Source organism: Streptomyces sp. NPDC050211 (assembly GCF_040656035.1).
Lineage (GTDB): Bacteria > Actinomycetota > Actinomycetes > Streptomycetales > Streptomycetaceae > Streptomyces.
The window spans coordinates 79,444-100,710 of record NZ_JBFALC010000020.1 but is presented as its reverse complement, the minus strand read 5'-3'; the positions used below and the strand labels follow the sequence as shown (position 1 = coordinate 100,710).

The following is a 21,267-nucleotide window of genomic DNA, read 5'->3' as shown; positions in this document are numbered from 1 at the left end:
GGGTGTCCCACCAGGGGGACTTACTTGTTCAGGCCGGGATACAGCGGGTGCTTGTCCGCGAGCGCGGTGACCCTGGCCTTGAGCGTTTCGATGTCGTACGACGGCTTGAGTACCTCGGCGATGACGTCCGCGACCTCGGTGAAGTCCTCGGTGGTGAAGCCGCGGGTGGCGAGGGCGGGGGTGCCGATGCGGAGGCCCGAGGTCACCATCGGCGGACGTGGGTCGTTCGGGATCGCGTTGCGGTTGACCGTGATACCGACCTCGTGGAGGCGGTCCTCGGCCTGCCGGCCGTCCAGCGCGGAGTTGCGCAGGTCGACCAGGACCAGGTGTACGTCCGTGCCGCCGGAGAGCACGTCGACGCCCTCCGCCTTCACGTCCTCCCGCACCAGACGCTCGGCGAGGATGCGGGCACCCTCCAGGGTACGGCGCTGCCGCTCCTTGAAGTCCTCCGAGGCGGCGACCTTGAAGGCGACCGCCTTGGCGGCGATCACATGCTCCAGGGGCCCGCCCTGCTGACCGGGGAACACCGCGGAGTTGATCTTCTTCGCCAGCTCGGCGGTGGAAAGGATCACTCCGCCGCGCGGGCCGCCCAGCGTCTTGTGGGTGGTCGTGGTGATCACGTGCGCGTGCGGGACGGGGTTCGGGTGCAGCCCGGCCGCCACCAGACCGGCGAAGTGTGCCATGTCGACCATCAGGTACGCGCCGACCTCGTCCGCGATCCGGCGGAACGCGGCGAAGTCCAGCTGCCGCGGGTAGGCCGACCAGCCCGCCACGATCAGCTTCGGCTTGGACTCCTTGGCCAGCCGCTCGACCTCGGCCATGTCGACGACACCGGAGTCGTCCACGTGGTAGGCGACCACGTCGTACAGCTTGCCGGAGAAGTTGATCTTCATGCCGTGGGTCAGATGCCCGCCGTGCGCGAGGTTCAGGCCCATGATCGTGTCACCGGGCTTGAGCAGCGCGAACATCGCCGCCGCGTTGGCCTGGGCGCCCGAGTGCGGTTGAACATTCGCATGTTCGGCGCCGAACAGCTCCTTCACGCGGTCGATCGCGATCTGCTCGACCACGTCGACGTGCTCGCAACCGCCGTAGTAGCGGCGGCCCGGGTAGCCCTCGGCGTACTTGTTGGTCAGAACCGAGCCCTGCGCCTCCATGACCGCGACGGGCGCGAAGTTCTCCGAGGCGATCATCTCGAGCGTGGACTGCTGGCGGTCCAGCTCGGCGTCGACGGCGGCGGCGACGTCCGGGTCCAGCTCGTGCAGGGGGGTGTTGAGGACAGACATGCTTGTACGACTCCTCAGCCGGCGGAAAAGGCGGTGTACTCGTCGGCGGAGAGCAGGTCGGACGGCTCCTCGGCGACACGTACCTTGAAGAGCCAACCGCCTTCGAAGGGGGCGGAGTTCACCAGCGACGGGTCGTTGACCACGTCCTCGTTGACCTCGGTGATCTCGCCGCTGACCGGGGAGTACAGGTCGCTGACCGACTTGGTCGACTCCAGCTCGCCGCAGGTCTCACCCGCGGTCACGGTGTCACCGACCGTGGGGAGGTCGACGAAGACGACATCGCCGAGCGCGTTGGCCGCGTGCTCCGTGATGCCGACTGTCGCGACGCCGTCCTCGGCGGCCGACAGCCACTCGTGCTCCTTGCTGTAGCGCAGCTGCTGGGGGTTGCTCATGGCCTGAATTCTCCTGTACGCGGGGGAGTGCTGGTGAATGGGGGACTGCGGAAGACGGTTGTGAGCAGGGAGGATGTGCCCGGCATCACAGCCCAGTGTCTACTTCTGGCGCTTGTAGAACGGCAGCGCCACGACCCCGTACGGCTCGTGGCTGCCGCGGATGTCCACACCGACCCCGGCCGTACCGGGTGCCGCGTGCGCGGCGTCGACGTAGGCCATCGCGATCGGCTTGCCCAGCGTGGGCGAAGGGGCGCCTGAGGTGACCTCGCCGATCACCTCGCCGCCGGCGACGACGGCGTACCCGGCGCGCGGCACCCGGCGGCCCTCGGCGACGAGCCCGACGAGGACGCGCGGCGGGCTCGACTGGGCCCGGGCGGCGGCCTCGGTGAGCGCCGTGCGCCCCACGAAGTCGCCCTCTTTCTCGAACTTCACCACCCGGCCGAGCCCGGCGTCGAAGGGCGTCAGGGCGGTCGACAGCTCATGCCCGTACAGCGGCATGCCCGCCTCCAGGCGCAGGGTGTCCCGGCAGGAGAGGCCGCACGGGACCAGGCCCGCGCTCTCGCCCGCCTTGGTCAGCGCCTGCCACAGCTCGACCGCGTGCTCCGGCTTCACGAACAGCTCGAAGCCGTCCTCGCCGGTGTAGCCGGTGCGGGCGATGAGAGCGGGGACGCCGGCGACGGTGCCGGGCAGGCCGGCGTAGTACTTCAGTCCGTCGAGGTCGGCGTCTGTGAGGGAGGCGAGGATGCCGGGGGACTCGGGGCCCTGGACGGCGATGAGGGCGTAGGCGTCGCGGTCGTCGCGCACTTCGGCGTCGTACGACTCGGAGCGCTCGATCAGCGCGTCCAGGACGATCTGCGCGTTGCCGGCATTCGCCACGACCAGGTACTCGGTCTCGGCCAGCCGGTAGACGATCAGGTCGTCGAGGATGCCGCCGTCCTCGCGGCAGATCATGGTGTAGCGGGCGCGGCCGGGCTTGACGGCGCTGATGTTGCCGACGAGGGCGTAGTCCAGCAGGGCGGCGGCCTGGGGGCCGGTCACCGTGATCTCGCCCATGTGCGAGAGGTCGAAGAGCCCGGCCCGGGTGCGTACGGCGAGGTGCTCCTCGCGCTCGGAGCCATAGCGCAGGGGCATGTCCCAGCCGGCGAAGTCGGTCATCGTCGCGCCCAGCGAACGATGCAGGGCATCGAGCGCGGTGTGACGGAGAGGCGTACTGCTCATCGGATCTGCTCCCAAAGGCATGACAGGCGAGGACGTTCCTCCCCATCTGTCATCGGAACCTGAGAGGTTCGCCGTGACCGGTGAAGATCACGGTTTGCACCTTGGGTGGAGCCACTGCGGCAGCGGCCCGCTTTTCAGATGTGCCTCGCCCGCGCGGTAACGGGGCCTGAGAGATTCAAGGGAGGGACTTGCTCCTTCGGCGCCCCAGCGACAGCTGTGCTGGGAACTCTCCCGCGCGGATTCAAGCGGCCGGTATGCAGTTGGCGGGCACATCATTGCACGCATCGGCCGACCGCGGCAGGGGGACCTTTCAAGGGGGCCATCCACAGGGACCGCTCAGGGTTCACAGTCGGGCACAGTGGCCTGTAGCAGGCTTGTTGCGGGAAGCGGACGTAAACGGGAGGGCCGCGTATTACCTTCTCTTTACACTCGACGGGGATGGGAACTCCCGACCCCATGGGGAGGACGATCACGGTGAACAGGATCACGGCGTACGCCACCAGCTCGGCCCTCGCGCTGCCCGAGCAGCACACGGCCCCGGCCAGGGAGGCCTGCGGCGCGCACCGGGCACCCGTCGTCCGGGATCTGCGCGACCGTGCCGGCCGCAGCCCGCACGCACTGCTCTTCGGCCCCAGGGACCTCGTCGTGATCACCGGCCTGCCCGGAAGCGGAAAGTCCACGCTGATGGCGCGCACGGTCAAGGGCCTCCGGATCGACTCCCAGGACACCCGCGACCGCTGGGACACCCGCGCGCCCCGCTTCCTGCCGTACGCGGTCTACCGCCCCCTGGTCCGCCTCGCGCACTACACCGGACTGCGCCGCGCCCTGCGCACCGGCACCGGAGTCGTCGTCCACGACTGCGGTACGCAGTCCTGGGTGCGCCGCTGGCTGTCCCGCGAGGCCCGCCGCCGCGGCGGCACCCTGCACCTCCTGCTGCTCGACGTCGCCCCCGACACCGCGCTGGAGGGCCAGCGCGAACGCGGCCGCGGTGTCTCCCGCTACGCCTTCCTGCGCCACCGCACGGCGGCCGCCCGGCTGATCCGCTCCGTGGAGCGCGGCGACCTGCCCGACGGCTGCGGCTCGGCGGTCCTGCTCGACCGCGACGCGGCGGACGTCCTGCGCAGGATCGGCTTCACGGGCTGAGGGTTCACGAGCTGAGCCTTCACGGGCTGAACCCGGTAGTCCACCCGCTAGCCTTTGAGTCACAGCAGTGATCTCGGCAGGCGGTTGACAGCAGATGGACTTCCCAGGGAACTTCCCGGACTTCCCGGCACAGGCACACCCCCACCCGCACGGGGGCTGGCCCGGCAACGAGTTGGAGGAGGTGCTCTCCGCCTCCCTCAACATCCCGGGGGCCGGCGGACGGATCATCGAAGTCCTCGGACGCAGCTTCATCTGGGTCCCGCTCCCCAACGGCGGCGGCCCGGACAGCGTCCCGCTCGACCTGCCCACACTCGAACTCGGCGGCCAGGCCTACGTCCCGGTCTTCAGCTCCGAGGAACAGTTCCGCCAGGTCGCCGGCTCCCACATGTCGTACACGATCGCCCCCGCGGTGGAGTTCGCCCGCGGCCTCCCCCCGCAGGTCGGCATCGCCGTGAACCCCGACGGCGTGGTCGGCATACCCCTCCCGCCCCCCGCCGTCGCCGAACTCTGCCGCGTCGGCCGCACCCCCCTGGACGGCCTCACCAGCGGCGGCCGGGTCAAGCTCTACGAGCCGGACTGGCAGGACGACCCCGTGGACTTCCTGTCCGCGGCAGCCACCGAGTTCGACCAGACCGGCGTGGTGACCACGGCCCGCCGCTGCCTCGCGGCGATCGAAACGGCCGACCCGGTCATGTTCGTCGGCGTCGAACTCAACCAGTGGGAGGGCGACATCAGAGCCCTCCCTCTGGACGCGCTGGGCCGAGCCCTGGCGAAGGTCCCCGTGAGGTGGCCGGTAAACCTGGTTCTCCTGGACGTAACACAAGACCCGGTAGCCGAGTGGATGCGCAACAGAGCCCGCCCCTTCTACCAACGGTGATTGCACCCACCTAGGGGCGCGGGGCTGTATCGATATGCGGCTCCGCCGCGTGGGCGCGACAAGCCACAACGAACCCGCACTCGCCGACAGGCAACCGGCCCCGACCTCTTGGGCGCTTAAGCTGGTTTCATATCCGGGGCAAACTCAGTGAAGGGGCGGTACAAGGTGAGCGCCAGCATCGCGACCGGCCAGGTCGAGCACATGCTGCGCCAGGTGACGCCCGGGCGCTACGACGCCTACGAGGCACTGCTGCGCGCCCTCGCGACCCCCTCCGCCGGCCAGGTCTGGATGCTCCTCTGGCACGGCCAGGCAGGCTCACCGGACGCGCAGTACGGAAACATGGAGGTCGACGGCCACGGCTACGCCCCCTGTGTCACCTCCGCCCAGGAACTTTCGGCCAGCGGCTGGAACCGCTCCTACGAAGTCGTCGACGGAGTGGACGTCGCCCGCACGCTCTACCCCGACCACTACGGCCTCTGGCTGAACCCGCACGCGCCCGGCGGCGGCGTCGGCATCCCCTGGCTCGACCTGCGCCGCATCGCCACCGGCCTGGAGCGGCAGCCCGCGGGGCCGTTGCGGCTGTCGGAGCCCGGCATCGAGATCCCGCAGTTCTACGCCCTGCTCGCGCAGAACGCCCACCGCACCCCGGCCGTCCGCTCTCTGCGCCGCGCCTGGGTGCAGCCGGCGCTCGGGGCGCCGTACCTCGCCATCGGCCTCGATGTATACGACACCAGCCCGGCCGCCGTGGACTCGGTGCGGGCGATGATGCAGCAGTCCATCGGCGCGGTCCCGGACGGCCTGCCGGTGTCGACGGTCGCCATGTCCGACGAGTACGACCCGGTCGCGATGTGGATGCGGTCCCAGGCCCGCCCCTTCTACGACCGCGAGGCCCACGGGGCCCCGGCCCAGGCGCCGGCGGCCGGGTACGGCTACCCGCCGGCCCACGGCGGATACTGAACACATGGCGCGCGGCCACCCTCCGCCACAGGGGCGGAGCCCTTCTTCGCGCGTAGACCGTGACGGAAAGCCATGACTCGCGCCAGATGCCCGACTTGTTCTCGTCCGGCCCCCGTTACCCGCTGTCCGGATAACGGAACCCCGGACGCCGCATCACGGTTACGCATCCTTTCACCGCCAAGTCTGGCAACGCGTCGCCAAAGCGTTGAAGACTCCCCCACCAGGGGTGTTCGAAACCCCAGTACGACGGACTGATCACGCCGCCACAGCGGCAAGTGCGGGCCGGTTACCACCGGTTGAGAGGGGTCCCTGCCAGATGACGGCACCATTGCACGAGCCGACCGCCGAGGCGGCCCCGAGCGCGGCCGAGGAAGCGGCGGTCGCAGGCACCGGCGCGAAGGCCGTACAGGGTCGCTCCCTGGGTCGGATCGCCTGGGAGCGCCTGAAGCGGGACAAGCTCGCTCTGACGGGCGGCGCCGTGGTGCTCCTCCTCGTGGTGGTCGCCCTGCTGGCGCCGGTCATCACCAACCTGCTCGGGCAGGATCCGAATGAGTATCACGAGGAGCTGATCGACCCGCTGTTCGGCACCCCCACGGGTTCGCTGGGCGGCATCAGCGGCGACCACCTGCTGGGTGTCGAGCCGGTCAACGGCCGCGACATCCTCGCCCGCATCCTCTACGGCGCCCGGATCTCGCTGCTGGTCGGCTTCCTGTCGGCCGTCGTCGCCGTCATCCTGGGCACCGTCCTCGGCATCCTCGCCGGCTTCTTCGGCGGCTGGGTCGACTCGGTCATCAGCCGGGTGATGGACGGTCTGCTGGCCTTCCCGCAGCTGCTCTTCATCATCGCGCTGGTCTCCGTCATGCCGAACGAGATGCTGGGCCTGACCGGGTCCAGCGTGCGTGTGTTCGTGATGATCCTGGTCATCGGCTTCTTCGGGTGGCCGTACATCGGACGCGTGGTGCGCGGCCAGACCCTGTCGCTGCGCGAGCGCGAGTACGTGGAAGCCGCCCGTTCCCTGGGCGCCGGGCGACTGTACATCCTGTTCAAGGAGCTGTTGCCCAACCTCGTCGCACCGATCGTCGTGTACACGACGATGATGATCCCCACCAACATCCTCACCGAGGCGGCACTCAGCTTCCTGGGCGTGGGCGTCAAGCCGCCCACGGCGTCCTGGGGGCAGATGCTTGCGAGCGCGATCGACTACTACGAGTCGGATCCCATGTACATGGTGGTCCCTGGTGTGGCGATCTTCATCACTGTCCTCGCCTTCAACCTCTTCGGCGACGGCGTGCGTGACGCGCTGGACCCGAAGGGCTCCCGCTGAACTGCCGTACCTAAAGCGTCCCGTGGCACTGACACGGGGTCTCTCATCAAAACCGGAGGATCCGAGATCGTGACTACCAAACGCACCTCAGGGCGGCGTAAGCAGGCATTTGCCGCTGTCGCCGCGGTCGCCGCGCTGCTGACCACGGCGGCGTGCGGCGGTGGCGACAGCGACAACGGCGAGGGCTCGAAGACCGGCGCGGCCGGCTTCGACGCCGCCAACAACAAGGTCGCCCAGGCCTCCCTGGCCAAGAAGGGCGGCACGCTGAAGTTCGGTGGCGCCCAGGACGCCGACTCGTGGGACACCACGCGCGGTTACTACGGCTTCATGTGGAACTTCGCGCGCTACTACAGCCGCCAGCTCGTCACGGGCAAGACGGAGCCCGGCAAGGCCGGCGCCGAGCTCACTCCGGACCTCGCCACCGGGCTCGCCAAGGTCTCCGACGACGGCAAGACCTACACGTACACCCTGCGTGACGGCATCACCTGGGAGGACGGCAAGCCGATCACCTCCAAGGACATCAAGTACGGCATCGAGCGTGTCTGGGCGCAGGACGTGCTGTCCGGCGGCCCGGTCTACCTGAAGGACATGCTCGACCCCGAGGGCGAGTACAAGGGTCCGTACAAGGACACGTCCAAGGACAAGCTGGGCCTGAAGGCGATCGAGACGCCGAACGACAAGACCATCACCTTCAAGCTGCCGACGCCCAACTCGGACTTCGAGGAGGTACTGGCCCTGATCTCGGCGTCCCCGGTCCGTCAGGACAAGGACACCAAGTCGAAGTACGGCCTGAAGCCGTTCTCCTCCGGCCCGTACAAGTTCGAGTCGTACAGCCCGGGCAAGGACATCACGCTGGTCCGCAACACGAACTGGAAGCAGGAGTCGGACCCGGTCCGCAAGGCGTACCCGGACAAGATCACCGTCCAGTTCTTCTCGGACGCCAACCAGCTGGACGAGCGCCTGCTCAACGGTGACCTGGACCTCGACATCAACCAGACCGGCATGTCGCCGCAGGGCCGCACCACCGCCCTGAAGGAGCACAAGGCCAACCTGGACAACCCGGTCTCCGGCTACATCCGTTACGCGGTCTTCCCGCAGAGCGTGAAGCCGTTCGACAACATCGAGTGCCGCAAGGCCGTCATCTACGGTGCCAACCACGTGTCGCTGCAGACCGCGCGCGGTGGCCCCATCGCCGGTGGTGACATCGGCACCAACATGCTGCCGCCGTCCGTCCCGGGCTCCGAGGGCCAGAAGTACGACCCGTACAAGATGGCGACCGACAACAAGGACGGCAACGAGGCCGAGGCCAAGAAGGCGCTGAAGGCCTGCGGTCAGCCGAACGGCTTCAAGACCACCATCGCCGTCCGCAACAACAAGCCGGTCGAGGTGGCCACCGCCCAGTCCCTGCAGGCGTCGCTGAAGAAGATCGGCATCACCGCCGACATCGACCAGTTCGACGGTTCGCAGACCTCCGGCATCATCGGCAGCCCCTCCAACGTGATCAAGAAGGGCTACGGCATCATCATCATGGGCTGGGGCCCGGACTTCCCGACCGTCCAGGGCTACGGCATGCCGCTGTGGGACAGCAAGTACATCCTGGAGAGCGGTAACAACAACTTCGCGCTGATCAAGGACAAGACGATCGACGGCCTGTTCGACGACTACGTCACCGAACTGGACGACGCGAAGAAGACCGAGATCTCCACGGAGATCAACCACAAGGTGATGGAGGGCGCGTACTACCTGCCCTTCGTCTTCGAGAAGTTCATCAACTGGCGCTCCGACCGCCTGGCGAACGTCTACACCACCGACGGCTACAGCGGTATGTACGACTTCGTCAACCTCGGTCTGAAGTCCGCAAGCTGACACCCGGCACACCCGCCATACGGCACGAAAGGCAGGTGAAGGCCGGCGCAGCGTGATCGTGGGCCACCGGACGATCTCCGGTGGCCCGCGGTCCGCGGCGGGCCGAGAGCTGTGCTCGCTTACCTCATCAGGCGGTTGTTCGCCGCCGCAGTGATGCTCGTGGTCATCATCATGGTGGTCTTCGGCATCTTCTTCCTCGTCCCCAAGTGGGCGGGCGTCGACATCGCCGCGAGCTTCGTGGGCAAGCAGGCCGACCCCGCCTCGGTGGAGGCGGTCCGGCAGAAGCTGGGTCTCAGTGACCCGATCTATGCCCAGGTCTGGGAGTTCTTCAAGGGCATCTTCATCGGCCGCACCTACTCGGGCGGCGGCGACGTCACCGAGTGCGCCGCGCCGTGCTTCGGCTACTCCTTCCGCAGTGAGCAGGCCATCTGGCCGGTGCTCACCGACCGCTTCCCGGTGACCATGAGCCTCGCGCTCGGTGCCGCCGTGCTGTGGCTGATCTTCGGTGTCGCGGCCGGTGTGCTCTCCGCGCTCAAGCGGGGCACCCTGTGGGACCGCGGCGCCATGGTCGTCGCCCTCGCCGGTGTCTCCCTGCCGATCTACTTCACCGGCCTGCTGAGCCTGGCGATCTTCGCCTTCGGGCTGGACTGGATCGACGCGTCGTACGTGCCCCTCGAAGACAGCTTCGGCGGCTGGCTCGGCGGCATGATCCTGCCCTGGATCACCCTCGCGTTCCTGTACGCGGCGATGTACGCCCGGATCACCAGAGCCACCATGCTGGAGATCCTCGGCGAGGACTACATCCGCACCGCGCGCGCCAAGGGCCTCAAGGAGCAGACCGTCATCGGCAAGCACGCCATGCGCTCGACGATGACGCCCATCCTGACCATGCTCGGCATGGACCTCGGCGCCCTCATCGGCGGTGCGATCCTGACCGAGACGACGTTCAATCTGCCCGGCCTCGGCCAGGCGGTGCTTCAGGCGATCAGGAACCAGGATCTGCCCGTCATCCTGGGCGTCACCCTGATCACATCCCTCGCGGTGCTCTTCGCCAACCTCGTGGTGGACATCCTGTACGCCGTGATCGACCCCCGAGTGAGGCTCGCATGACGGAACTCAGCAAGACCGGCGCGGCCGTCGGGGAGCCCACCGGCACCTCGCCCGCCCCGACCGCCTTCCTCGAAGTACGCGATCTGAAGGTGCACTTCCCGACCGACGACGGTCTGGTCAAGTCCGTCGACGGGCTCAGCTTCACGCTGGAGAAGGGCAAGACCCTCGGCATCGTGGGCGAGTCGGGCTCCGGCAAGTCGGTGACCTCGCTCGGCATCATGGGCCTGCACACCGCCGGTCAGTACGGCAAGCGCAAGGCGCAGATCTCCGGCGAGATCTGGCTGGACGGCACCGAGTTGCTCTCCGCCGACCCCGACCACGTGCGCAAGCTGCGCGGCCGCGACATGGCGATGATCTTCCAGGATCCGCTGTCCTCGCTGCACCCGTACTACACGATCGGCCAGCAGATCGTGGAGGCGTACCGCGTCCACCACAACGTGGACAAGAAGGTCGCCAAGCGGCGTGCGGTCGAGATGCTCGACCGGGTCGGCATCCCGCAGCCGGACAAGCGGGTCGACAGCTACCCGCACGAGTTCTCCGGTGGTATGCGGCAGCGCGCGATGATCGCCATGGCGCTGGTCAACAACCCCGAACTGCTCATCGCGGACGAGCCGACGACCGCCCTCGACGTGACGGTCCAGGCGCAGATCCTCGACCTGATTCGCGATCTGCAGAAGGAGTTCGGCTCCGCGGTCATCGTCATCACCCACGACCTGGGCGTCGTCGCCGAGCTCTCCGACGACATCCTGGTGATGTACGGCGGCCGCTGCGTGGAGCGCGGCCCCGCCGAGAAGGTGTTCTACGAGCCCCGCCACCCCTACACCTGGGGCCTGCTGGGCTCGATGCCGCGCCTGGACCGTGAGCAGCAGGAGCGGCTCATCCCGGTCAAGGGCTCCCCGCCGTCCCTGATCAACATCCCGTCCGGCTGCGCCTTCAACCCGCGCTGCCCGTACGCCGACATCCCCAAGGGCGACGTCACCCGCACGGTCCGTCCCGAGCTGGCCGAGGTCGGCAGCCAGCACTGGGCCGCCTGCCATATGACCACGGAGCAGCGGGAGCGGATCTGGACCGAAGAGATTGCGCCGAAGCTGTGAGCGAGGACAAAGTGAGCATCCCTCAGAGCGCAGGCACGGTGGTCACCAAGGGCGACGTCGCCCCCGGCGAGACCCTGCTGAAGGTGACCGGGCTCCAGAAGCACTTCCCGATCCGCAAGGGTCTGCTTCAGCGGCAGGTCGGCGCGGTACGCGCGGTCGACGGGATCGACTTCGAGGTCAAGTCCGGCGAAACCCTCGGTGTGGTCGGCGAGTCGGGCTGCGGCAAGTCGACGATGGGCCGGCTGATCACCCGGCTGCTCGAACCGACCGCCGGGACAGTCGAGTTCGAGGGCAAAGACATCACGCACCTGGGTGTGAGCGGGATGCGTCCGCTGCGCCGCGATGTCCAGATGATCTTCCAGGACCCGTACTCGTCGCTGAACCCGCGCCACACCATCGGCACCATCATCGGCGCCCCCTTCAAGCTGCAGGGCGTCACGCCCGAGGGCGGCATCAAGAAGGAAGTGCAGCGGCTGCTGTCGGTGGTGGGTCTCAACCCCGAGCACTACAACCGCTATCCGCACGAGTTCTCCGGCGGCCAGCGCCAGCGCATCGGCATCGCCCGCGCGCTCGCGCTCAACCCGAAGCTGGTCGTGGCCGACGAGCCGGTCTCCGCGCTGGACGTGTCCATCCAGGCGCAGGTCGTCAACCTCCTCGACGACCTCCAGCAGGAACTGGGCCTGACGTACGTGATCATCGCGCACGACCTGTCGGTCGTCCGGCATGTGTCGGACCGGATCGCGGTGATGTACCTCGGCAAGATCGTCGAACTCGCCGACCGTGAATCGCTGTACCGGGCGCCGATGCACCCGTACACCAAGGCGCTGATGTCGGCCGTGCCGATCCCGGACCCGCGGCGCAAGAACGCCAAGAGCGAGCGCATCCTCCTCAAGGGCGACGTGCCCTCGCCGATCGCCCCGCCGAGCGGCTGCCGTTTCCACACCCGGTGCTGGAAGGCGACGCAGATCTGCACGACCACCGAGCCGCCGCTGATCGAGCTGAAGCCTGGCCAGCAGGTCGCCTGCCACCACCCGGAGAACTTCGAGGACCAGGCACCGCAGGACACCGTCCTGCTCACCGCGGCCAAGGAGGCGGCGGAGCTGGTGTCGGACGAGGTGCTCGCGGAGTCGGCGGAGACCAGCGCGGCGGTGGCGGCCGAGGTGGAGGCCGCTGCGGACGCGGCGCCCGAAGCCTCCGCAGCCCCCGCGGACGAGGCGCCCGCCAAGGAGAAGTGAGCCCCCTCAGCGAGTCCTTTAAGTGAGCCCCCGCCTTCGTTTGTAAGGCGGGGGCTCACTTCTGGGTGAGAATATGCGGGTGCTCCAGCAACTGTTCACCCCATCCGTCCAGCACACGCTCGACCTGATCGGCATCTTCGTCTTCGCCATCTCCGGCGCGCTGCTGGCCGTCCGCAAGAACTTCGACGTGTTCGGCATCGCCGTACTCGCCGAGGTCACCGCGCTCGGCGGCGGGCTCTTCCGCGACCTGGTCATCGGCGCCGTACCGCCCGCGGCCTTCACGGATCTGGGGTACTTCCTCACCCCGCTGCTCGCCACGCTCCTGGTCTTCTTCCTGCATCCGCACGTGGAGCGGATCCAGGTCGGCGTGAACGTCTTCGACGCGGCGGGCCTCGGTCTGTTCTGTGTCTCGGGCACGACGAAGGCGTACGAGTACGGGCTCGGCCTGACCGCCTCGGCGACGCTGGGCCTGGCGACGGCGGTCGGCGGGGGTGTGCTGCGGGACGTCCTGGCCAACGAGGTGCCGTCGCTGCTGCGCTGGGACCGCGACCTGTACGCGGTCCCGGCGATCGTCGGCGCCACGATGGTCGTCCTGTGCATCCACTACGACGTGCTGACCCCGCTCGCCAGCGGGTTCGCGGCCCTCACGGCCTTCGTGCTGCGGTTGCTGGCGATGCGCTTCCACTGGCGAGCGCCGCGCGCGTGGAATCGGCGCTCGACGGTACGCGAGGAGTGACCGGCAGCTGCCGGGTCAGCCACTCGAAGGCCGGGACCACCTGCGGCTCCCACAGCGCCATCGTGTGACCGCCCGCGCTGCGCGGCACGAACACCACATCCACGGACGTCGGCGGCTTCGCGACCTGCTTCAGGGCCATGGCCGCCTCGTACCCGTCGTGCGGCTGGCCGGAGAGGTAGAGCGCGACCGGAGGCGGGGTGGGGGCCTTGCGCAGCAGCAGATACGGGTTGTTCGCGCGGCGCAAGGCAGGGGACTTCGCGGTCAGCGCGGCGTGCTCGGCCTTCGGGTCGTTGTAGCCGGACATGCTGACGGCGGCGCGGTAGCGGTCGGGATGGGCGACGGCGAGCTTCGTGGCGCAGTGCCCGCCCGCCGAGTACCCGGCGACCGCCCAGCCCTCGGGCGCGGACTGCGCCCGGAAGTTGTCCATCACCATCCGTGGCACATCGACACTCAGCCAGCTGTCGGCGTTCACCTTGCCCGGGATGTTCGCGCAGCCGGTGTCCACCCCGGGCAGCAGGGTGGTGCGCGGCGCCACCAGGATGAACGGCGCGACCCGGCCACTGCGCATCAGCGGCAGCAGCTGCTCATGCGCGTCCATCGTCCTGAACCACGCCCTCGCCGAACCGGGATAGCCCGGCAGCAGCTCCACCACCGGGAACTTGTGATCCCGGTAGGCCGGCTGGTCGTACTGCGGCGGCAGCCAGACGTAGACCTCGGCGCGCACACCCGAGACACGGCCCGCCAGATGCGTGACGCGCACACCGCCGGCCGAACCCATGCCCGGCCCGAGGGCTGGGGCGAACGACTGCCGGACCGGGGGCAGGTCCTTGAGGGAGATGCCGCCCGTGCCGTCCGGGCCGAGGTCGGCGGCCTGCTCCACGTGGTCGCTGGTGCCGAGCAGATCGCCCCAGTTGTCGTACAGCATGTTCTGGTTGTTGACCAGCACGAAGACGAGCGCGACGGCCGTGCCCTGGGCGAACAGCAGCATCAGCATCCGGGCCAGCGCGCGCAGGGCCCGGGGGCCGCGGATCCGCGACCAGAGGACGAGCGGCAGCGCGACGGCGACGAGGGACAGCGCGACCAGGGTGTAGAGGAACGGGGTCCCGGTGAGGCTCATGTCCCTACAGAGGGGAAGAGACGGCCTCAGGTTTACGGACCAGTACGGACACTTACCGAGAAATTGCGCGGTCCTCACCAGGAGAGGGGTGCTCGGGGCCCGAGAAAAGCTACCGCTTAGTATTTACCTGTTGTACCGTTCAGCCATGCCAGAAGCAGCCTCCGCCCCGGCCGCCCGGGCCACGATCGGCGACAGCGAGTTCGACCGCGACACCGCGCTCACCCCACGCGGACCCGGCGTCTACGACATCGACCTCTCCGCCGGCTGGACGATCCTCAACGCCGTCAACGGCGGCTATCTGCTGGCCGTCCTGGGCCGCGCCCTCGCGGACACGCTCCCGCACGGCGACCCCTTCACCGTCTCCGCGCACTACCTCACCGCCTCCCGCCCCGGCCCCGCGACCGTCCGCACGGACGTCGTCCGCACCGGCCGCACCCTCTCCACCGGCCAGGCCTCCCTCTTCCAGTACGACGACGAGGGCCGCGAAGTCGAACGCATCCGCGTCATCGCCTCATTCGGCGACCTCGACACCCTGCCGGACGACGTCCGTACGGCGGCCCTGCCGCCCGCGATCCCGCCCATGGACCAGTGCTTCGGCCCTGAGGACGGACCGGCCCCGGCCTCCGGCACCCCCGCGATCACCGACCGGCTGATGATGAAGCTCGACCCCTCGACCCTGGGCTGGGCGCTCGGATCCCCGTCCGGCAAGGGCGAGATGCGGGCCTGGTTCGGGCTGGCCGACGGCCGCGACGCCGACCCCTTCTCGCTGCTCCTCGCGGTGGACGCGCTGCCGCCGACCGCCTTCGAGCTCGGCCTCGGCGGCTGGGTCCCCACGGTCGAGCTGACCGTCCATGTCCGCTGCCGCCCCGCACCGGGCCCGCTGCGGGTGTCCCTCACCACCCGCAACCTCGCCGGCGGCTTCCTGGAGGAGGACGCCGAGGTCTGGGACAGCGAGGACCGACTGGTCGCGCAGTCACGGCAGTTGGCGCGCGTCCGGCTCTGATGACGCTTCTGTCACGGGGCTGTACCGGCGAGTAGGGTCGTGCCTGCCGTGAATCCGCAGGTCAGCGCGTTGTGTTGAGACGCACTTTGCCGGATTGACAGGCCTCGTACAGGGCGGCCCCAAGGAAGCCCTAAGCGCCGTTGATTGAGTGCCCGCCTCAGGACTCCCTCATCGTTCTTGGAGTTGTTTCTCATGAAGCGTGCGCGCCTCGTCCCCGCCGTGGCCCTGCTGGCACTGTCGCCGCTGCTGCTCACGGCCTGCGGCGGTTCGGACGACTCGTCGTCCACCTCGAACAGCGGCAACTCCGGGCAGCAGCAGACGGCCTGTCCGTCCGGAATGCCGAGCGGCAACCCGTCCGCCATGCCCAGCGGCAATCCCTCCGGCGCGCCTTCGGGCGTGCCGTCCGGTGCTCCCGGCGGCGGGCAGGGCGGTCCCGGCGGTGGCGGCTGCGGTGGCGGCCCGGGCGGGGGCGGTGGCGCCCCCAGCGGTCAGCCGAGCGGCCGGCCGACCGCACAGGCCACGAAGAGCTGACCACGGATCTCGTACGACGACGGCGGCGCCCCCGGTCAGCGGGGGCGCCGCCTTTCCGTGCGTGTCAGTCGAGCCAGTGCTGCCGGCCGATGCTGATGAGCCGCAGTTGCCGGCTCGCGACATGGGCGACGCGCTCGCGCTCCTCCGGCGGGGCGTCCAGGGCCTCCAGGAAGAGGGAGGCCGTGAACAGCATCTGGTCGACGTAGAGGCTGGCCAGCATCGAGAGGTCCTCGTCCGTCCACCCCTCGGCCTGGGGGTCCTTGACCAGCTGGGCCTTCACCTCCTCGGCGAACAGGGCGATTTGGTCACGGATGGCCTCGCGCACCGACCGGACCCCGCCGCTGCGCTCTCGGGCGATGAAGCGGATGTGGGCGGGGTGCGCCTCCACATGACCGGCGATCAACTCGATGGCGCGGGCTATGCGTTCGTCGGGATCGTCCGTCGCGGACACGAGCATCCGGATCATCGGGTGCAGACTGCCGAGCGCCTCCTCGACCAGTGCGACGCCGAGGTCCGCGATGGAGCGGAAGTGCCGGTAGAAGGCGGTCGGGGCGACGCCGACCTCGCGGGTGACCTCACGCAGGCCCAGGCTGCTCAGGCTCTGCTCCTCCAACAGCCCCAGGGCGGCGTCCAGGAGCGCCTGCCGGGTCTTCTGTTTCTGGGCCTGTCGGACGCCGAGGGTGTGACTCATGCCATGCAGTTAACAACTGTTCTCCGTAATTGGAAAGCCGTACGACGCGCTAGACTTGCAAGTCAGTGAACACTTGTAACTACAACCGTTCACTGAACCGTAACGGAGGGGGAACCCACCCATGCTGTTCATCGTCGCCGCACTTCTGCTGCTGGGCGTCGTGCTGGGCACCGTGGCCCACGCACCGCTCACCTTCACCGCCGTCGCCGCCGTAGTGATCGCCGTCTGGCTCGGCATCTTCGCGCTCCGCGAGCGGCACGGCCGCCGGCGCGCGTCATCCGTCAACTGACCGCTCATCCAGCCCGTCGGGAGCTGATCACCATGCAACTCACCGCACCTGCAACCCGTCAGACCACCGCCCGCGACACCGACGGCATGGCCGTCGCCTCCTTCATCCTCGGCCTCGTGGGCCTCCTCGTCCTCAACGTCTTCCTCGGCCCGATCGCCATCGCCCTCGCCTCCGCAGCCCTCTGGCGCGGCACGACCCGCAAGGGCCGCGCCTACCTGGGCCTGGGCCTAGGAATCGCCGACCTAGTGGTCCTGGTGGCCTTCATGCAGGCGGACAACACGGTGTCCTGGAGCTTCTGACCGCTGTACCGCTGTGGGCAGTCGTTCCGCAGGGCGATGGGGGTCCCCCCCGCTCGAGCGAAGCCGAGAGTGGGGGAGGGTGGGCACAGCCTGCAGCGCCGGGCGCATCGCAACGGGGTCCAGGCACAACCGTCGCCCAAGCCGAGCGCAGCGGCCCCGTAGAATCGGCGTCACCATGGCATACCTCGACCACGCCGCAACCACCCCGATGCTCCCCGAGGCAGTCGAGGCACTCACCACGCACCTCGGCGTCACCGGCAACGCGTCCTCCCTCCACGCATCGGGCCGCCAGGCAAGGCGAACCGTGGAGGAGGCCCGCGAAACCCTCGCGGAAGCCCTCGCCGCCCGCCCCAGCGAGGTCGTCTTCACCTCCGGCGGCACCGAGGCGGACAACCTCGCCGTCAAGGGCCTGTACTGGTCCCGCCGAGACGCCGACCCGGCCCGCATCCGGGTCCTCGCGAGCCCCGTCGAACACCACGCCGTTCTGGACGCCGTGCACTGGCTCGGCGAACACGAGGGCGCCACGGTCGAGTACCTCCCGGTCGACCCGTACGGCCGGGTCCACCCCGAGGCGCTGCGCGAAGCCATCGCCCGCAACCCCGACGACGTGGCCCTGGCCACCGTCATGTGGGCGAACAACGAGATCGGCACGGTCATGCCGATCCGCGAACTCGCCGAGACCGCCGCCGAGTTCGATGTCCCCCTGCACGCCGACGCCGTCCAGGCCTTCGGCCAGGTCCCCGTCGACTTCGCCGCCTCCGGCCTCGCCGCGATGACGGTCTCGGGCCACAAGATCGGCGGCCCGTACGGCATCGGCGCCCTGCTCCTCGGCCGCGAGTACAGCCCCGTACCGGTGCTGCACGGCGGCGGTCAGGAGCGCCACGTCCGCTCCGGCACCCTCGACGTCCCGGCCATCGCCTCCTTCGCGGTCGCCGGCCGCCTCGCCGCCGAACAGCGCGAGTGGTTCGCCCGGGAGATCGGCGGCCTGCGGGACGACCTGATCGAGGCGGTGCGTACGGCGGTCCCGGACGCGATGCTCGGAGGGGACCCCGCACGGGAGGGCCGCCTCCCGGCGAACGCCCACTTCACCTTCCCTGGCTGCGAGGGAGACTCGCTGCTCCTGCTCCTGGACGCCCAGGGCATCGAATGCTCCACCGGCTCGGCCTGTACCGCCGGCGTGGCCCAGCCCAGCCACGTCCTCCTGGCCACCGGCACCGACCCGGACCTCGCCCGCGGCACCCTCCGCTTCTCCCTCGGCCACACCTCCACGGAAGCCGACGTGGAGGCGCTGGCCAAGGCCATCGGCCCGGCGGTGGAACGGGCCCGCGCGGCGGGGCTGACCTAGACCGGCGTCAGGCCGACGCCGTACGGGCCTGCCGTACGAGCTTCATGTACCGGTCCCAGTCCCAGTGCTCCCCGGGGTCGGTGTGGTCCGTGCCCGGTACCTCCACGTGCCCGATGATGTGCTCGCGGTCGACGGGTATGTCGTACCGCGCGCATATCCGGGCCGTGAGCCGCGCCGACGCCTCGTACATCTCGTCCGTGAGGTCCTGGGGCCGGTCCACGAAGCCCTCGTGCTCGATGCCGATGCTCCGCTCGTTGTAGTCGCGGTTGCCCGCGTGGTACGCCACGTCCAGCTCGCGGATCATCTGCAGGACGCGTCCGTCCTGGGCGACGATGTAGTGGGCCGCGGCCTGGTGGCCCGGGTCCTGGAAGGCCTTCACCGCGCTGTCGAAGCTGCCCTGGGTGACATGGATGATCACCATGTCGACGCCGTAGTCGTCGGGCCGGTCCGCCAGCCGCCAGTTGGCGTCCGACGCCGCCTCCCACCGGGCGCCCGCGTAGTCGACCGCGCCCGCCTTGCGCGGCTTCTCCACCCCCGGCACCCGCCACCACAGGCGCCCCAGTTCGTCGCGCGCCAGCACGGCCGTGCCCACCGCGGTCGCGCCCAGGCCGGCCAGCAGCGCCCGCCGCCCGATGCGCCGGTCGCCGTCCTTGCCCCCGGAGTTCTCAGCCGTGTTCCCGGAGTCCTTGGTCGCTCTTCTCGCCCCCATGTGATCGTGAACGGATACTCGGCGGCCTTGGTTCCCGCGGGCCCTTACCCTGGAAGGGTTATGACTGAGATCCCGCAGCGCCCCCGCCCCCTCCGCGTACTCGCCGCCATGTCGGGCGGCGTGGACTCCGCCGTGGCCGCCGCCCGCGCCGCCGAGGCGGGCCACGACGTGACCGGCGTCCACCTCGCGCTTTCCGCGAACCCGCAGTCCTTCCGTACGGGCGCGCGCGGCTGTTGCACCATCGAGGACTCCCGCGACGCCCGCCGCGCCGCGGACGTCATCGGCATCCCCTTCTACGTCTGGGACCTCGCCGACCGCTTCCGCGAGGACGTGGTCGAGGACTTCGTCGCCGAGTACGAGGCGGGCCGCACTCCGAACCCCTGCCTGCGCTGCAACGAGAAGATCAAGTTTGCCGCCCTCCTGGACAAGGCCCTGGCGCTCGGCTTCGACGCGGTGTGCACCGGCCACTACGCCCAGGTGATCGTGAACGAGGACGGCGCCCGCGAACTGCACCGCGCCTCCGACATGGCGAAGGACCAGTCGTACGTCCTCGGCGTCCTGGACGACCGGCAGCTCGCCCACGCGATGTTCCCGCTCGGCGACACCGTGACGACGAAGGACGAGATCCGCGCGGAGGCCGAGCGCAGGGGGCTGGCGGTGGCCAAGAAGCCCGACTCGCACGACATCTGCTTCATCGCCGACGGCGACACCCAGGGCTTCCTGGCCAACAGGCTGGGCAAGGCGGAGGGCGACATCGTCGACGAGTCCGGCGCCAAGCTGGGCACGCACGAGGGCGCGTACGGCTTCACCATCGGCCAGCGCAAGGGGCTGCGGATCGGCCACCCGGCCCCCGACGGCAAGCCGCGCTACGTCCTCGACATCTCCCCGGTGGACAACACGGTGACCGTCGGCCCCGTCTCCGCCCTCGACGTCACCGCACTGACCGCGATCAAGCCCCGCTGGTGCGGCGCGGCCCCCTCCGGCCCCGGCACCTACACGGCCCAGCTCCGCGCCCACGGCGGCGAGACCGAGGTCACCGCCGAACTGATCGACGGCTCCCTGGAGGTGTCGTTCACCGTCCCGGTCCGTGGAGTCGCCCCCGGCCAGGCGATCGTCCTGTACGACGGCACGCGCGTGGTGGGCTCGGCGACGATCGCGTCGACGACGCGGGCGAAGGCCGTACCGGCGTGACCCGCGCGGGACGTACGGCGTAACCGCCCTCCACGCGCGCGTGCCCGTCGGCGGATGCCCGCCTACTGCGCTACTGCGCGTAGAACTCGGCGAGCACCGGCGCCAGGGACTGCGGATCCACCAGGTGCGTCTGCCCCTCCAGGCTCCGGTACGTCCCGTCGGGCACCGCCTCCGCGACCGCCTGCGCCGCCTCGCTCAGCCACGCGGGGCTCTCGTCGCCCGCGACGGCCAGGACGGGGACGGTGATCGCGGCCAGCCGGTGCCGGGGGACGAGTCCGTCGCCCATGACGGCGTTGTCGTACCCCAGGCTCGGCGCGATCGACTCCATGCCGGCCCACATGGGGGACTGGCGGGCGCCCTGGATCATCTCCTCGGCCAGCCCGGTCAGCCGCAGGAACAGCTCGACGGCGTCGCCGCGCCTCCCCTCCGCCAGTGCCCGAGTCAGCCCTTCGGTGTACTCGGCGCGTTCCTGCGCTCCGCCCTCGTACACCGCGAACGGCGTCTCGTAGACCGCGACTTTGCTGACCGGCAGCCCGCTCGCCGCGGCCTCGAGGGCCAGCGCGCCGCCCGACGAGATGCCGTACAGCGCCGCCTGACCGCCGACCGTCTCGATGAGCGCCGCGAGGTCCTCGATCTCCCGCTGCACCGCGTACGGCGGCGTGTCACCGCTCTCGCCGCGCCCCCGGCGGTCGTACACGACGGCCGTGAAGCCGTCGGCGAGCTGCCCGGCCAGCGGTGCCACCGTGTGGCCGGTGGACATCGCGCCGCTCACCAGAACGACCGCCGGGCCCCGGCCCGTGCGTTCGTATGCGATCGGGGTGCCGTCGCGCGAAAGCGTCTTTTTGTCCATGCCGGGA

At 69.7% G+C, this 21,267-nt stretch carries 22 protein-coding genes and 1 riboswitch; of the genes, 15 read left to right on the top strand and 7 right to left on the bottom strand.

Features of this window, described 5'->3' with window-relative positions:
- Positions 1–20 precede the first annotated feature (20 nt).
- The 3 genes from glyA to gcvT all read right to left on the bottom strand — a co-directional run bounded on the left by glyA (position 21) and on the right by gcvT (position 2,893).
- Positions 21–1,283 (bottom strand): serine hydroxymethyltransferase, encoded by a 1,263-nt coding sequence (gene glyA / locus AB0I98_RS21515; protein ID WP_362944065.1) that lies wholly within the window; start codon positions 1,281–1,283, stop codon positions 21–23.
- A 14-nt stretch (positions 1,284–1,297) separates the two neighbouring features.
- A complete protein-coding gene (gcvH, locus tag AB0I98_RS21510; protein WP_362944063.1) occupies positions 1,298–1,675 on the bottom strand; it encodes a glycine cleavage system protein GcvH in 378 nt (125 codons plus the stop codon).
- A gap of 99 nt (positions 1,676–1,774) precedes the next feature.
- Positions 1,775–2,893, bottom strand: coding sequence for a glycine cleavage system aminomethyltransferase GcvT (gene gcvT, locus AB0I98_RS21505; protein ID WP_362944061.1), 1,119 nt, complete (start codon positions 2,891–2,893; stop codon positions 1,775–1,777).
- A 144-nt stretch (positions 2,894–3,037) separates the two neighbouring features.
- A riboswitch (glycine riboswitch) is annotated at positions 3,038–3,137 on the bottom strand.
- Between the two features lie 230 nt (positions 3,138–3,367).
- On the opposite strand from gcvT, the gene AB0I98_RS21500 reads away from it, so the two are divergent.
- The 9 genes from AB0I98_RS21500 to AB0I98_RS21460 all read left to right on the top strand — a co-directional run bounded on the left by AB0I98_RS21500 (position 3,368) and on the right by AB0I98_RS21460 (position 13,235).
- Positions 3,368–4,036 carry an AAA family ATPase gene (locus AB0I98_RS21500; RefSeq protein WP_362944059.1) on the top strand — a complete coding sequence of 223 codons (669 nt, stop codon included), beginning with the start codon at positions 3,368–3,370 and terminating at the stop codon, positions 4,034–4,036.
- 94 nt (positions 4,037–4,130) lie between these two features.
- Positions 4,131–4,913 carry an enhanced serine sensitivity protein SseB gene (locus AB0I98_RS21495; RefSeq protein ID WP_362944057.1) on the top strand — a complete coding sequence of 261 codons (783 nt, stop codon included), beginning with the start codon at positions 4,131–4,133 and terminating at the stop codon, positions 4,911–4,913.
- A 165-nt stretch (positions 4,914–5,078) separates the two neighbouring features.
- The gene (locus AB0I98_RS21490; RefSeq protein WP_362944055.1) at positions 5,079–5,870 is read left to right on the top strand and encodes an enhanced serine sensitivity protein SseB C-terminal domain-containing protein; all 792 of its coding nucleotides are present in this window, start codon (positions 5,079–5,081) and stop codon (positions 5,868–5,870) included.
- Positions 5,871–6,186: 316 nt separating this feature from the next.
- Positions 6,187–7,194: an ABC transporter permease gene (locus AB0I98_RS21485; protein WP_362944053.1), complete on the top strand. Its 1,008-nt coding sequence runs from the start codon at positions 6,187–6,189 to the stop codon at positions 7,192–7,194.
- A gap of 69 nt (positions 7,195–7,263) precedes the next feature.
- On the top strand, positions 7,264–9,060 hold the full coding sequence (locus tag AB0I98_RS21480) for an ABC transporter substrate-binding protein (RefSeq protein ID WP_362944051.1): 1,797 nt from the start codon (positions 7,264–7,266) through the stop codon (positions 9,058–9,060).
- A 111-nt stretch (positions 9,061–9,171) separates the two neighbouring features.
- A complete protein-coding gene (locus tag AB0I98_RS21475; RefSeq protein WP_362944049.1) occupies positions 9,172–10,170 on the top strand; it encodes an ABC transporter permease in 999 nt (332 codons plus the stop codon).
- Complete coding sequence (locus tag AB0I98_RS21470) at positions 10,167–11,264, top strand: ABC transporter ATP-binding protein (protein ID WP_362944048.1); 1,098 nt, start codon at positions 10,167–10,169, stop codon at positions 11,262–11,264. The genes AB0I98_RS21475 and AB0I98_RS21470 overlap by 4 nt, the downstream gene beginning before the upstream one ends.
- Before the next feature lie 11 nt (positions 11,265–11,275).
- Positions 11,276–12,499: a dipeptide ABC transporter ATP-binding protein gene (locus AB0I98_RS21465; RefSeq protein ID WP_362944046.1), complete on the top strand. Its 1,224-nt coding sequence runs from the start codon at positions 11,276–11,278 to the stop codon at positions 12,497–12,499.
- A gap of 79 nt (positions 12,500–12,578) precedes the next feature.
- Positions 12,579–13,235, top strand: coding sequence for a trimeric intracellular cation channel family protein (locus AB0I98_RS21460; protein ID WP_362944044.1), 657 nt, complete (start codon positions 12,579–12,581; stop codon positions 13,233–13,235).
- Here the strand turns inward: AB0I98_RS21460 and AB0I98_RS21455 are convergent.
- Positions 13,144–14,352 carry an alpha/beta hydrolase-fold protein gene (locus AB0I98_RS21455; RefSeq protein WP_362944042.1) on the bottom strand — a complete coding sequence of 403 codons (1,209 nt, stop codon included), beginning with the start codon at positions 14,350–14,352 and terminating at the stop codon, positions 13,144–13,146. The genes AB0I98_RS21460 and AB0I98_RS21455 overlap by 92 nt on opposite strands.
- Positions 14,353–14,497: 145 nt before the next feature.
- Here AB0I98_RS21455 and AB0I98_RS21450 point away from each other — a divergent pair, with 145 nt between their 5' ends.
- Together AB0I98_RS21450 and AB0I98_RS21445 are read left to right on the top strand one after the other, a co-directional pair.
- Positions 14,498–15,355 (top strand): thioesterase family protein, encoded by an 858-nt coding sequence (locus tag AB0I98_RS21450; RefSeq protein WP_362944041.1) that lies wholly within the window; start codon positions 14,498–14,500, stop codon positions 15,353–15,355.
- Between the two features lie 192 nt (positions 15,356–15,547).
- On the top strand, positions 15,548–15,886 hold the full coding sequence (locus AB0I98_RS21445) for a hypothetical protein (RefSeq protein WP_362944039.1): 339 nt from the start codon (positions 15,548–15,550) through the stop codon (positions 15,884–15,886).
- Positions 15,887–15,950: 64 nt separating this feature from the next.
- Here the strand turns inward: AB0I98_RS21445 and AB0I98_RS21440 are convergent, their stop codons facing one another.
- A complete protein-coding gene (locus AB0I98_RS21440) occupies positions 15,951–16,577 on the bottom strand; it encodes a TetR family transcriptional regulator (RefSeq protein ID WP_362944037.1) in 627 nt (208 codons plus the stop codon).
- Between the two features lie 121 nt (positions 16,578–16,698).
- On the opposite strand from AB0I98_RS21440, the gene AB0I98_RS21435 reads away from it, so the two are divergent.
- The 3 genes from AB0I98_RS21435 (at position 16,699) to AB0I98_RS21425 (ending at position 18,510) form a co-directional block, all read left to right on the top strand.
- Positions 16,699–16,866, top strand: coding sequence for a hypothetical protein (locus AB0I98_RS21435; protein WP_362944035.1), 168 nt, complete (start codon positions 16,699–16,701; stop codon positions 16,864–16,866).
- A 32-nt stretch (positions 16,867–16,898) separates the two neighbouring features.
- Positions 16,899–17,165: a DUF4190 domain-containing protein gene (locus tag AB0I98_RS21430; RefSeq protein WP_362944033.1), complete on the top strand. Its 267-nt coding sequence runs from the start codon at positions 16,899–16,901 to the stop codon at positions 17,163–17,165.
- A 175-nt stretch (positions 17,166–17,340) separates the two neighbouring features.
- Positions 17,341–18,510 carry a cysteine desulfurase family protein gene (locus AB0I98_RS21425; protein ID WP_362944032.1) on the top strand — a complete coding sequence of 390 codons (1,170 nt, stop codon included), beginning with the start codon at positions 17,341–17,343 and terminating at the stop codon, positions 18,508–18,510.
- Positions 18,511–18,517: 7 nt separating this feature from the next.
- Here AB0I98_RS21425 and AB0I98_RS21420 read toward each other — a convergent pair whose 3' ends face one another.
- Positions 18,518–19,219: a peptidoglycan recognition family protein gene (locus AB0I98_RS21420; RefSeq protein ID WP_362944030.1), complete on the bottom strand. Its 702-nt coding sequence runs from the start codon at positions 19,217–19,219 to the stop codon at positions 18,518–18,520.
- Between the two features lie 60 nt (positions 19,220–19,279).
- Here AB0I98_RS21420 and mnmA point away from each other — a divergent pair, with 60 nt between their 5' ends.
- Positions 19,280–20,410 carry a tRNA 2-thiouridine(34) synthase MnmA gene (mnmA, locus tag AB0I98_RS21415; RefSeq protein ID WP_362944028.1) on the top strand — a complete coding sequence of 377 codons (1,131 nt, stop codon included), beginning with the start codon at positions 19,280–19,282 and terminating at the stop codon, positions 20,408–20,410.
- A gap of 70 nt (positions 20,411–20,480) precedes the next feature.
- Here the strand turns inward: mnmA and AB0I98_RS21410 are convergent, their stop codons facing one another.
- A complete protein-coding gene (locus AB0I98_RS21410) occupies positions 20,481–21,260 on the bottom strand; it encodes an alpha/beta fold hydrolase (RefSeq protein WP_362944026.1) in 780 nt (259 codons plus the stop codon).
- Positions 21,261–21,267: the final 7 nt, after the last annotated feature.